The following is a 12202-nucleotide window of genomic DNA, read 5'->3' as shown; positions in this document are numbered from 1 at the left end:
TCCACGACGAGCGTTTCAAGCAGATGATCGTGGCAAGCGCCGATCTTGATGAACTTTATACGGGCTGTCGTTGGGCCGAAGGACCGGTTTGGATCAGCGATCATAATTGTCTGTTGTGGAGTGACATTCCTAACGAGCGTATCTTGCGCTGGGTTCCTGAAGGCGGAGTTTCTGTTTTTCGGCAACCGTCCAATTTCGCCAATGGCAACACACGCGACCGCGAGGGACGGCTCGTTACCTGCGAGCATGGCGGACGTCGCGTTACACGCACGGAAATCGACGGCAGCATCACCGTGTTGGCCGACAGCTATCAGGGAAAGAAACTAAACGCTCCCAATGATGTCATCGTGCGTTCAGATGGGGCTGTCTGGTTCACCGATCCGACCTACGGCATCATGGCGGATTATGAAGGCTACAAGGCCGAACCGGAACAAGCGACACGCAATGTTTATCGCCTCGATCCGACAACCGGCGAACTTAAGGCAGTCATCACTGACTTTAACCAGCCAAATGGTCTCGCCTTTTCACCCGATGAAACAAAGCTCTTTGTTGCCGATAGTGCATATAGTCATGACGAGAATGCACCACGCCATATCCGCGTTTTCGATGTCGCGGATGACGGCAAGAGCGTGACGGGTGGCAAGATTTTCTGCACCGTCGATAATGGCCTGCCAGATGGCTTTCGTTTCGACACAGACGGCAATCTGTGGACCAGTGCGGGCGACGGCGTTCATTGTTTCTCACCGCAGGGCGACCTTCTCGGCAAGATCAAGACACCGCAAACAGTGGCAAATGTCACCTTTGGTGGACCACGCCGCAATCGTTTGTTTATCACCGCAACCAAATCGCTCTATGCGGTTTATCTGACGGTCACAGGCGCACAGTATCCCTGAATAAAGTACGGCGACCACCCGAAAAGGCTGGTCGCCGTTGAATAAATCTTACACTAATTCATTTGAAAAATTACATTAGCCACATGCCCGCTTTAGGTTCTGCCCCCGCAGCACAGACATGCCAACATCTATACCTTATTCAAATTTGAACCATCATCGATCCACGAAATCGCCCATGGAAACCGATTTAGGTTCACACATCTGGAACCCGAAATAACGATGCATCCGCAATATGATTGCATCGATCACTCCGGTGACGTGATCTCAATTTTTACAATCGAGAAAGCGCTTTTCCAAATGCGAGATGCGCCCATATAAACAAATCGTCAATGAAATGGAAACAGTTTGTCAACTAAATCACTCACAACGACGTGATAAACTTAAGAAAAAAATGAAGCTTTTCACAAACTTAGTAAAAAACAATCATCATATATATTAGAAACTACTTTAAATAACGCCTATTTATTTCGATCTGAATTGATGAATATTACCAAAGGCGAATGAATGGTTTCTATGCCGATTGCTTAAGTTCTAGCGCGGCATAACCTGGCACACGATAGCGAATATGACATCCATGCACACCGTGATATTCGACATCCACCTCGACGCCGAAAACACTGCGAATACATTCGGCTCGTAAAACCTCGCGCGGCGTCCCCAAATCTACAATCCGCCCCTTGTTCATGATTGCAATACGGTCGCAGAACATGGCAGCATGGTTGAGGTCATGAAGTGCGGCGACAACAGTTAATTGCTGGCGCCTGACCAGATCGAGCAACCCGATTTGGTGACCTATATCGAGGTGATTTGTCGGTTCGTCCAGAAGTAATATCTGCGGGTCTTGTGCCAATGCACGGGCGATATGCACGCGTTGACGCTCTCCACCTGAGAGCGTATGCCAGTAACGATCCGCCAGATGTGCCATATCGACATTGGCCAGGGCGCGATCGACAATGGCATCGTCCTGTTCTGACCATGGAGATAAAGCGCCGAGATATGGTGTGCGCCCCAGCTCCACCGCCTGCCTCGCGGTGATACGCTCAGTCGTTCCGGCCTGTTGCTCAACAAGTGCCAGCTTGCGCGCAATCTCACGCCGGTTGAATTTCTGGATTGGCTTGTCGCAAAGTCTGACTTCACCTGAGCGGCTTCGCCTTACACCTGAGAGCAAAGACAGAAAGCTCGTTTTACCCGAGCCATTTGGCCCGATGATGCCGAGAAATTCACCCTTTGTCACATCGAGTGAAACATCGCGCAGGATTTCAACGCCTCCAGCCGACCAGCAGACGTTGTTTGTAGAAAGCATCATGATTGTGCCCTTCTCTGTCCAAGCAGCAGCGCAAATGCTGGGGCACCGACCAATGCCGTAATGACTCCGATCGGCAAAACCTGACCGGGAATGATAATGCGGGACACAATATCGGCGAGGATCATGAAGATTGCCCCGATAAGTGCTGCCGCAGGCAACAATCTGCCATGACGCACACCGACCAGCATGCGGGCCGCATGGGGAATGACCAGACCAATGAAGCCAATGGAACCGACAATCGACACCATCACCGCTGTCATCATGGCGCTGACACCAATCAGAACGGCATAGACGCGCCGCACGGGAATTCCAAGCGACGCAGCGGATTCCGAACCGAAGGTGAAAGCATCTAACGCACGGGCATGCCAAAGACAGATCAGAAGCCCCGCCACACAGGCGGGCAAAGCGAGCGCCACATCCGGCCAGCGCACACCAGAAAGATTCCCCAACAACCAGAACATGATACCGCGCGCCTGTTCGGCGTTTGCTGCCTTCGTGACGATGAGAGATGTCAGCGCGTTGAAAAGCTGCGAACCAGCAATGCCGGCTAGAATGATCGCACTGTTTCCGCGCCCTGCCCGCAATGCGAGCAAGGAAACGAGAACAAAAGCAACGATTGCGCCAATAAACGCTCCCATTGACAACGAGAGCACACCAGCACCAATTCCGAGAATAGCAACGCTCACTGCCCCCGTTGAAGCCCCGGCAGAAATACCCAGAATATAGGGATCAGCCAGCGAATTGCGGAGAAGCGATTGCAGAACCACACCTGACAAGGCCAGTGCCGCACCGCAGCAAGCTGCGACAACAGCACGGCTCAGCCGATAGCTCCAAACGATACCTTCATCAATCGGCGCGAGTGGGTAACCGGCATTCCAGACGCGGTTGGCGATGGTTTTAGCCACCACGTCCAGAGGTATTGCGGTTTCGCCAATGGCAGCACCCAGCCACAAAGCAACAAAGAGCAGGACGAGCGCAAGTGCTCCCAAAAGCACCCGGGAACTCATCGTGGTTTTCAGTGAAATGCCCGCTGTGGCTGCCTTTGACGTCACTTGTTCATATCCGAACCGGCGATATCAGCAGCCAGCGTTTCAATGCCTTCGATCACTCGCAACGACGTACTCATCGACTGCGCATCGATATCAAAAACATACCCGCCTTCAACAGCAGGCATCAACTTCGTCACTGGATCAGACTTGAGAAACTCGTGTTTGACTGCAATGTCATCAGCAGGATAACGACGACGATCAAGCTTCGCTGCAACGATCATCGACGGCCCTGCCTTGGCGATGGTTTCCCAGCCCACGGCTGGCCATTCTTCTTCACTCTCAATCACATTCTTGATGCCGAGTGCAGAAAGAATATAGGCAGGAGCGCCGAACTTACCGGCAACATACGGATCAGCATCAACCTGCGTGCTGGAGAACCAGACAACCGCTGAGAGCTTGCCATCAGAGGAGCCGATCTTTTGGCGGGCCGTGTCTTCACGTGCCTTGAGGTCTGCGATCAGCTTTTCACCACGATCCTGTACATTGAAGATCTGAGCCAGTTCGCCGATTTCCTGATAGACGATATTCATCGTGAATGGCTCTGTGCGAATACCATCGCCGCCACCTGAATTATCTTTGCCAACGCAATCGGAAGGCGATGTGTAGGCAGGAATACCTAATTCTTCGAACTGTTCCGGCTTTGCGACAATGCCCATTGGGCCAACGTGCCACTGGAAATCCGCTGTAACAATATCTGGCTTTTGCGCCAATACGCTTTCAAAACTCGGATCGTTATCTGCCAGGCGCTTTACCTTGGCATTCACATCCTCAAAGCCTTTGAGGACTGGGCCGAACCAAACGGCCGTACCCACAACTTTGTCGCCGAGGCCAAGGCTGTAGAGAATCTCGGTGCTGCTCTGACCAACGGCCACTGCCCGCTCCGGTGCATGTTTGAAGGTTACATCGCGACCGCAGTTTTTCAGTGTTAGCGGATATTGGGTTTCAGCTGCCTGCGCTGCGAAACCGGTTGCGAAAAGAACGACTGCGCCCAGAAGTGCGCTATATGGCACTTGGCCTGAAAGTTTCATTTAAATCCCCGAAATGACATGAGAAAAAGCCGCATCAAACGGCGGAAGCGATCCGGCGCATGAAGCAGACTGACATATCCGGGGATATGAATGACAATGGGAGGCGACGTCTTGCGACGTTTAAAGCTGTCATAACCAACTCCTGCTCCGGGCATCCCCGCCCGTGACAATGGACTACGTTAGACGGCAGGTCTCCTGGCTCGCGGATGTTCGCTGTTCATCTGCCTTCCCGAGCCATTTTGTAGAGACTCAGTGGCATGACGCTTTTAGGGCGTCACGAGGATGAACGGCAATCCGCTTACAGTTGCGGGGGCAGCCACGGTCTCGGCCCCTTTTGGGTCGTCCTCACCGTGTTCCCTATTAATCCCCTTCACTCTCGGTCGGGGGAACCGTCGTAACTGTATTACATTCTGGCATTATACGCGTCAAGCGAAGCCGAAGACTTATTCGGCTATATAAAACGGTCGCATCAGACTTTTTGCTAATGCTGTTAAACGAGTAAAAAGTTGCCGGGAGCCTTGCTGGTATATTGCAATTCTCTGCTGTAGTCTCCAGATCAGTAGTCTCTGCCCGGGAAGCAGAGGATTTTGAGGAGGGCTGTCAAAAGACAGCAGCAAATGCACGCAAAGTGCATTCAGGGAGGACTTATGCATAAATGGATTCTGGCCATCACATCCGTGACGGCGCTCGCGATAGCGGGAGCAGCTTCGGCGGAAGATTATAAGGTTCTGGCGCCAGCAGCACCGGGCGGCGGATGGGATCAGACAGCACGCACAATGCAAAGCGTGCTTCAGGATGAAAAGATTTCCGGTAGCGTTCAGGTTATCAACGTTCCGGGTGCAGGCGGCACCATTGGCCTCGCCCAATTTGTCAATCAGAACAAAGGTGATCCGAGCCAGCTTATTGTTGGTGGATATGTCATGGTCGGCGCAATTCTGACCAACAATTCTCCCGTCAATCTTGATGCGATCACCCCGATTGCTCGCCTTACCGGCGAGTATGAAGCCATCGTTGTTCCAGCTTCTTCCGATATTCAAAATCTGGGTGATCTCGTCACCAAGCTCAAAGCCGATCCCGGTTCTGTTTCCTGGGGCGGCGGTTCTGCTGGTGGTACGGATCACATCACCGCTGGACTTTTCGCCAAAGCCATTGGCGTTGACCCGACAAAAGTCAATTACATTGCCTTCTCCGGTGGCGGTGAGGCACTTGCAGCTATCCTAGGTAATCAGGTCACCGTGGGCATTTCAGGCTACGGCGAGTTCGATCCACAGATCAAGGCTGGCACGCTTCGCATCATCGGTATTTCCAGTGACGAACGCCTTGAGGGCATCGATGCACCGACCTTCAAGGAAAGCGGTGTTGATGTTTCGATCCAGAATTGGCGCATGGTGGGCGCTGCTCCCGACATTACTGCGGAACAAGTAGCGGTTATCAATACCGATGTTGAGAAGATGGTAAAGTCGGAATCCTGGCAGAAGGCCCTCAAGGATAAAGGCTGGGCCGACACCTATCTCGCAGGCGATGCGTTCAAGGAGCAGCTTGCCAAAGATGTGGCGTCTACTGAAACTATCCTCAAGGAAATCGGCCTCGTCAAATGACAGGACGTGAACAGCAGGCAGAGCGCCGTTCCACAGGAACGGCGCCAGATTACGCAGCTCTTGTGATCGCCCTCATTCTGGGGGCGGTTGCTATCGCAATTGCCTGGTCCACGGCCTATGGAAATAACGTTCTTTCGTACTCACCGGTCGGACCGAAAACCGTTCCTTACATTATAGCAGCCGGGCTGTTCATTCTGTCTATATGGACGGTGATCAGCGCGTTTAAGGGTGAGTTTCCAGAGCGCGAGCATCAGGAAATTGCGCCAATGGCCTGGATCGTCGGTGGGTTGGTCATTCAAATGCTGACTATGAAGACCTTGGGCTTTTCCATTGCAACAGGCTTGCTCTTTGCAGCAACAGCGCGCGGATTTGGTTATCGCAAATTCTGGATCAGCGTCCCTGTCGGCATCGTCTTTGCATTCGTAATCTGGTTCATTTTTGCACGCGGCCTGCAGCTTTCGCTGCCATCAGGCTGGCTTGAGCATCTGGTTTAGAGCGAGATAACAATGGATACTGTCACTCTTCTCGCCAACGGACTTCTGGTGGCGCTTGAACCAGCGAACCTTATTTATGCGCTGATTGGCGTCACGCTTGGTACGGCTGTTGGGGTGCTTCCGGGCATCGGTCCCGCACTCACTGTGGCATTGCTTCTACCCGTTACCTATAAGCTCGATCCTGCTGGATCGCTCATCATGTTCGCGGGTATCTATTATGGCGGTATGTATGGGGGGTCGACCACATCGATCCTGCTCAACACACCGGGAGAAAGCGCTTCCATCGTTACTGCATTGGAGGGCAATAAAATGGCCCGAGCGGGGCGTGGAGGGCCAGCACTGGCGACCGCCGCCATCGGCTCCTTTATTGCAGGGCTTATCGCTACACTGGCACTGGCATTCGTTGCCCCCTGGGTGGTGAAATTCGCCCTCTCCTTCGGTCCATCTGAGTATTTCGCATTGATGCTGCTCGCTTTCATGACGGTGTCGGCAGCCTTTGGCGATTCCACTTTGCGCGGCCTCACCTCACTTTTCGTCGGCCTGACGCTTGGCCTGATCGGCATAGATCAACTGACCGGACAGGCACGTCTTGTGATGGGGACACCGAACCTTCTCGACGGCATCAATGTTACCACGCTCGCGGTGGCACTCTTTGCGATCGGAGAAACGCTTGCGGTCGTTTCCAAAAAATTGAGCCCTGACGATGAAGTCATTGCGGTCAAAGGCTCTGTCTGGATGACCAAGAATGACTGGAAGCGCTCTTGGATGCCATGGTTGCGAGGAACCGCAATCGGTTTTCCTATCGGCGCAATGCCTGCAGGCGGCGCAGACGTGTCGAGCTTCCTTTCCTATTCGGCAGAACGTCAATTCTCCAAACATCCGGAAGAGTTCGGTAAAGGCGCGATCGAGGGCGTTGCAGGGCCGGAAGCCGCGAATAACGCATCAGCTGCAGGTACTCTCGTGCCCTTGCTTACGCTCGGGCTGCCAACGACAGCGACGGCTGCAATCATGCTTGCCGGGTTCCAGCAATTCGGTCTGCAGCCTGGACCGTTGCTCTTTGTGACAAATGCTCCACTGGTTTGGGGGCTTGTCGCAAGTCTTCTGGTCGCCAATCTGATGCTGCTGGTTCTGAACCTGCCGCTTATCGGTCTATGGGTGAAGATGCTCACCATCCCACGCCACTGGCTTTATGCGGGTATTCTGGTGTTCGCCACACTCGGCACCATTGGCGCCAATGCATCGACATCGATGCTATTCGGCCTTCCGGTTTCGTTCGAGCTTGGCCTGCTTTTGGCATTCGGCCTGCTCGGTTATGTGCTCCGGCGCTTTTCCTACCCGATTGCTCCTGTCGTCGTGGGACTTATTCTTGGGCCGATGGCAGAGAAAAGCCTCCGCCAAGCACTGCAGATTAGTCAGGGAAACCCGATGACGCTGATAAACTCATGGGTGTCGGTGACATTGATCGCATTGGCACTCGCCGCTGTGGTCGTGCCGATGATCATGCGTCAACGTGGCAAAGGCGAATTGCTCAAGCAAATGGCTACCGACGAAGACTAAAAAGCATAAAGCCCCGGAAAACCGGGGCTTTATGTCATTCAGCAATTATAATCTTAGTCATTGATTTTACGGAACTGAGCCACGTCGATGCCGAGCGTCTCAAGGTCTCTGGCAGTCGGTTGATGACCGACTCGCAGGGCAGCAGACGCGCGGACGGCACTGCCGAATTGCGCAAAAGCACGACCGAAACGATTATTAAAACGGGCAAACATTTTCATCTCCATCACGGACGCTCTACTGGTCCGCTTCCTAAAAGATGGTGTTGTTCAGTCGCTGTTTAAACATCGGACTTTGCATGTCAGCCATGCGTTATCTGCATGTGCTGATATTCCTCCCTATTGATCGGGATCAATGAGACTCCGTCGGACAACTGCCAACCTGCTTCTTATCAAAGGAAGGAGAACTATATGTCCAATACACCACACACCCTCGGTGAGGAGTTTCCAGGAAAGCTTGTCACTATTCATGCGCTGAAGGCAGCTGATCCACGCTTTGCCCGCATTCTTGAAGAATACGATTCAGTCAATGACCGTATCCATCGCGCGGAAACTAAGATCGCACCCGTCAGCCAGGAGGAGGAAACGAACCTTCGCAAACAGCGGCTCGTTTTGAAGGACACAATCGAACAGGCTCTCGCTCCGCTCTGAGCTGTTTCTTGTAAGCAGAGTGCTTAACTCGGTTTGCTATTGTCCGAAGCAACCTTTTGCTCCAGTTTACCGACAAGGATCAACATGGCGACAGCAATGACTGTCGCCATGATTGCGATATGCCAAAGCCCAAGCCCGCTGGCCAAGCCAATTGCCGCGGCTAACCACATGCCGGCACCTGTGGTTATTCCTGTTATCTTGCCTTTGGCGAAAATGATGAAGCCCGCAGCCAGGAATGCGACACCGCTTGTGATCGCCTCTACCAGACGTGACGGGTCCATGCGGATATTCTGATCATCAAACTCAGGCACATTCACCAGTTCAAGTGAGACGATGGTAAAGGTCGCCGAAGCCAAACAGACCATCATATGGGTCTTTAATCCGGCAGGTCTTTGCCGCCATTCACGTTCAAGCCCGATAATTGCTCCCAGTAACGTTGCCAGCAGCATACGCGCCAGAACAACTGGCAGGCTTATTAAATTGTCGTGTGTGAATTCGGCCCAGAATTGCTCCATTCCCTTCAACGGAAAGGAACGGCTTTTGTTCCAACTTGCTGGGATAGAAAAGCCTTTGATGCCCTAATTAGGGATCGTTTTACTGGCCCTGCCCTGATGCAGGAGGCACCGTTTCTGTTGCTGCTGGCGGAATTGAGCCTTCGCTATTTGAAGGAACGTCAGGAGCAATTACATTACCGAAAATTTCGACGAGAAACCAAACCACTGCTGCCGCGGCAATACTCACCAGCAAGATAATCAGAACTGGTTTGCCCTCTCGGCCTTGCCGTGCTTCACGCGGGCTGACCTGTTTCATGGATCAATACCTCCTGTTCATCTCGAAACCATGCAATAGCCCAATGAGCGGCGGCTAGATTGGTTCCATATTCAACAGAGAGGGCCCATTGGCGCCCACAAATCATTGCCTTTTCAATCTTTTAAGAACAGGCCGCATCCCAAACTTCTGCGAATTCAACGGTATCGTCTTCGGTGAATGCACCTATGCTTTTCCCAGCTCCCATGTAGCGCCTGCTACCGCCGTTGCCAGCAAAGCTATTCTTCGATTCCACTCTCCCGCATACGACTGGAGAGCCTGACCTATAGGACACAAATTCGTCGCTGAACCTAGCATCGGCAGAATCTTTCAGACGCTCAAGGAGAAGCGGTCGATTTTCCTCTATCCAAAGGGTTTCCTTTTCTTTGGACAGAGTTTCGGCTGTGGCAGCCATCCCCTAAGTTGACGCCACTAACAACAAAAGCACGACAACTTTCAACTGGATCGTAATTTTCAACAAAGCTTTCATCCCCTACCCTGTCCTCCCTAGCAATTGTACCAGACTGTAACACCAACAGGCGCAATAAAAGCCGAAAATCCTAGCGATTCAGCAGCGTGGCAAGATGTCTCTTTTGATCGCCGCGTATGGCAATGTAAGCATTCTCCACACCGTATACACGTCGTTTCATCCCGCCCATTCACTACACAGAATATACACAAAGCGTGCCCCTTGCAGTGGTTATGTATAGACGAGGATGGATGTAGAAATAGAAGTCAAAGCCCAGAGTTTCATGGGCTTTCGACAAATAGAGATGTGCATAGAAAACTAAATGGCGGAGGGGGTGGGATTCGAACCCACGGTACGATCTCTCGCACGCCGGTTTTCAAGACCGGTGCCTTAAACCGCTCGGCCACCCCTCCAAGTATTTGTAATGGTTGTACTTTTCTCGGTTTCAGAAAAGCCTCAAATCAGTGATTGCTACCGATTTGCTACCCATTCACTCAGCGAGTGACTTCTTAGCAGCTTTTATAGCGGCGTCAACTTGTTCTGCCGCATTTGCCTGCATTCCCGGCATGACATGTGAATAAAGGTCGAGCGTGATGCCGATGGTCGAATGCCCCAGCCTCTCACTGGCAATCTTCGGATGGACACCAGCGGCCAAAAGCTGAGTAGCATGAGAGTGACGCAGATCATGAAACCGGATGCGCGGAAGCGAAGTCTTTGCCACCAATCTCACCCATTCGTGAGTAAGAGAAGTGGGCTTCAATGGCCTGCTATCGATCTGGGCCACCACGAAAGAATTTGCGTCTGGCCGAATGCCAAGCTTCAATTGTTCTTCCGCTTGGGCGATCTTGTGGCTCTTGAGTTCTTCACGAACGGTTGAGCCTAGCGCCACAGTGCGAGCCTTGCCCGATTTGGTTTCTTTGTATCGAACGTCCTTACCGACCTCCTCGGCGCTTTCCCTGATCGATAGCGACCCATTATCAAGATCAACGTCACGCCAGCGCAGCGCAAGGATTTCGCCGCGGCGCAGCCCACAGAGCGCAGCCAGCAACGCGGGGATGAAAACTCTTGTATGGCGAAGCTCATCAATCAAAACGGCTGTCTGCGCAGCGGTGTACGCATCCATACTGACCTTCTCGACCTTTGGCGGACGTGTGAGTGCGACAGGGTTCTTTTTGAGCAAGTCCCATTTCAAAGCCTGATCCATTGCCGTTAGCATCACGCGGCGGCAGTGATGGACTGTTCGCGGTGATAGACCGCCCTTCCCGTCCCTTCGTCCACTCTCAAGCAAGTGCGCCCAGCAGCCGTCTATTCTGGCAGCAGTTAACTTATTGAGTGTGACAGCTCCAATGACCGGGGCGATATTCTTCAGGAGCAATTCTTCATACCGCTGGTGCGTTTTAGGTGAGACGTTGGCTTTCTCGTGCGCCAACCAGCGCGTAAAATACTCTCGCACGGTCGTTTTCGCTGGCTCGATATAGCTTCCGCCATCCAGTTCAGCGATCAGTCGAGCACTCTCGGTTTCGGCCTGCCTCTTAGTGCCGTGAAACGTATGCCACTTACGTCGACGCTTTCCTGTCTCAGGATCAGGAACATCAATAACTATCGCCCACTTGCCGGGCGAGCGCTCGCGGATATGACCTTTCACGACTTGCTCTCCTCATCGTCGTTGTATGCCGGTAAGGATTTCCGATATTCGGCTATTCGTATTGTCCAGAACGCCATACGTTGTTCTGGTGTCATTTCTTCATGCGCTTTCCTTTCCTCGGATGTCATTTTTTGGCTGATATCGCGAATTGCCGTTACATCAGAGTACCTTTCATCGTCGGACGCATAAGCGGAAATGATTTTGCTTATTTGGTTCTCACCAGCACCAGCCTTGTTAATTGCTTCCGATATGTGAGCTTCGTCTAAAAGAGGAATAATTCTATTGTTCTCACGCATCAGCATTAAGTGAATAGCTTCACTTCTTCTTAAAATATTCTCGGAATATCCGACAAAAAAATCAAATATTTCTTTATTCTCATTTGTAGCTGTTCCCGACTTCAGGAGAGCGTAATCGAATAATTGCCGCGCCTCATGAACTAGCCACTCTGAGTGATCAGTTGCGGCGGGTATCACCCACTCCAACGAATTGCCGATTTGGATCAGACGCCTGACCGCTTCGGATCGCGTCGCGATGCGGTTTTTAAAACGCCAATCATCCACAGCCTCTAGCTCTTCATCCGACATCATAATCGGAATTCTGTTTTCACGCGGCTTAACCATCTCATCGCCCTTCCTGTTACTAACTCATACAAAATCGGCACAAGTAGCACAATATCTATTGCGAAACGATGAAAAATCTCTTAACAGTT

At 52.1% G+C, this 12202-nt stretch carries 14 protein-coding genes, 1 tRNA gene and 1 riboswitch; of the genes, 5 read left to right on the top strand and 10 right to left on the bottom strand.

Annotated elements, in window-relative coordinates; all coding sequences use genetic code 11:
- Positions 1-23: 23 nt before the first annotated feature.
- The gene (locus OIV19_RS03535) at positions 24-893 is read left to right on the top strand and encodes an SMP-30/gluconolactonase/LRE family protein (RefSeq protein ID WP_264230961.1); all 870 of its coding nucleotides are present in this window, start codon (positions 24-26) and stop codon (positions 891-893) included.
- A 511-nt stretch (positions 894-1404) separates the two neighbouring features.
- Here OIV19_RS03535 and OIV19_RS03530 read toward each other — a convergent pair.
- From OIV19_RS03530 to OIV19_RS03520, 3 genes are read right to left on the bottom strand one after another with little or no spacing between them, the layout of a single operon-like run.
- Positions 1405-2199, bottom strand: a complete 795-nt coding sequence (locus OIV19_RS03530) for an ABC transporter ATP-binding protein (RefSeq protein ID WP_151091990.1) — start codon at positions 2197-2199, stop codon at positions 1405-1407.
- Complete coding sequence (locus OIV19_RS03525; protein WP_498831028.1) at positions 2196-3206, bottom strand: FecCD family ABC transporter permease; 1011 nt, start codon at positions 3204-3206, stop codon at positions 2196-2198. The genes OIV19_RS03530 and OIV19_RS03525 overlap by 4 nt, the downstream gene beginning before the upstream one ends.
- A 41-nt stretch (positions 3207-3247) precedes the next feature.
- Positions 3248-4276, bottom strand: coding sequence for an ABC transporter substrate-binding protein (locus OIV19_RS03520; protein ID WP_264230698.1), 1029 nt, complete (start codon positions 4274-4276; stop codon positions 3248-3250).
- A gap of 168 nt (positions 4277-4444) precedes the next feature.
- Positions 4445-4685, bottom strand: a riboswitch (cobalamin riboswitch).
- A 238-nt stretch (positions 4686-4923) separates the two neighbouring features.
- On the opposite strand from OIV19_RS03520, the gene OIV19_RS03515 reads away from it, so the two are divergent.
- From OIV19_RS03515 to OIV19_RS03505, 3 genes are read left to right on the top strand one after another with little or no spacing between them, the layout of a single operon-like run.
- Positions 4924-5874, top strand: coding sequence for a Bug family tripartite tricarboxylate transporter substrate binding protein (locus tag OIV19_RS03515; protein ID WP_151091984.1), 951 nt, complete (start codon positions 4924-4926; stop codon positions 5872-5874).
- Entirely contained in the window at positions 5871-6368 is a 498-nt protein-coding gene (locus OIV19_RS03510; protein ID WP_264230697.1) for a tripartite tricarboxylate transporter TctB family protein, read from the top strand. Before OIV19_RS03515 ends, OIV19_RS03510 begins: the two co-directional genes overlap by 4 nt.
- A 12-nt stretch (positions 6369-6380) precedes the next feature.
- Positions 6381-7925: a tripartite tricarboxylate transporter permease gene (locus OIV19_RS03505; protein ID WP_151091980.1), complete on the top strand. Its 1545-nt coding sequence runs from the start codon at positions 6381-6383 to the stop codon at positions 7923-7925.
- A 53-nt stretch (positions 7926-7978) separates the two neighbouring features.
- Here OIV19_RS03505 and OIV19_RS03500 read toward each other — a convergent pair whose 3' ends face one another.
- Complete coding sequence (locus OIV19_RS03500; RefSeq protein WP_167388234.1) at positions 7979-8137, bottom strand: hypothetical protein; 159 nt, start codon at positions 8135-8137, stop codon at positions 7979-7981.
- Between the two features lie 195 nt (positions 8138-8332).
- Between OIV19_RS03500 and OIV19_RS03495 the strand changes: the two genes are divergently transcribed.
- Positions 8333-8572: an HP1242/YdcH family protein gene (locus OIV19_RS03495; protein ID WP_095444228.1), complete on the top strand. Its 240-nt coding sequence runs from the start codon at positions 8333-8335 to the stop codon at positions 8570-8572.
- A 23-nt stretch (positions 8573-8595) separates the two neighbouring features.
- On the opposite strand, the gene OIV19_RS03490 is transcribed toward OIV19_RS03495, so the two are convergent.
- The 6 genes from OIV19_RS03490 to OIV19_RS03465 form a co-directional block, all read right to left on the bottom strand.
- Positions 8596-9087, bottom strand: a complete 492-nt coding sequence (locus OIV19_RS03490; protein WP_151091978.1) for an MgtC/SapB family protein — start codon at positions 9085-9087, stop codon at positions 8596-8598.
- 79 nt (positions 9088-9166) lie between these two features.
- Positions 9167-9382, bottom strand: coding sequence for a hypothetical protein (locus OIV19_RS03485; RefSeq protein ID WP_151091976.1), 216 nt, complete (start codon positions 9380-9382; stop codon positions 9167-9169).
- A 121-nt stretch (positions 9383-9503) separates the two neighbouring features.
- Complete coding sequence (locus OIV19_RS03480) at positions 9504-9635, bottom strand: hypothetical protein (protein WP_264230696.1); 132 nt, start codon at positions 9633-9635, stop codon at positions 9504-9506.
- 536 nt (positions 9636-10171) lie between these two features.
- Positions 10172-10261: transfer RNA gene (locus tag OIV19_RS03475), tRNA-Ser, on the bottom strand.
- Between the two features lie 77 nt (positions 10262-10338).
- The gene (locus OIV19_RS03470) at positions 10339-11493 is read right to left on the bottom strand and encodes a tyrosine-type recombinase/integrase (protein ID WP_264230695.1); all 1155 of its coding nucleotides are present in this window, start codon (positions 11491-11493) and stop codon (positions 10339-10341) included.
- Positions 11490-12113: a hypothetical protein gene (locus OIV19_RS03465; protein ID WP_264230694.1), complete on the bottom strand. Its 624-nt coding sequence runs from the start codon at positions 12111-12113 to the stop codon at positions 11490-11492. The genes OIV19_RS03470 and OIV19_RS03465 overlap by 4 nt, the downstream gene beginning before the upstream one ends.
- Positions 12114-12202 lie beyond the last annotated feature (89 nt).

Origin of the sequence: Brucella sp. HL-2 (assembly GCF_025846885.2) — a bacterium.
GTDB classification, from domain to species: Bacteria; Pseudomonadota; Alphaproteobacteria; order Rhizobiales; family Rhizobiaceae; genus Brucella; species Brucella quorumnocens.
The sequence above is the reverse complement of the archived record's forward strand: the minus strand, read 5'-3'. Positions and strand labels throughout refer to the sequence as shown.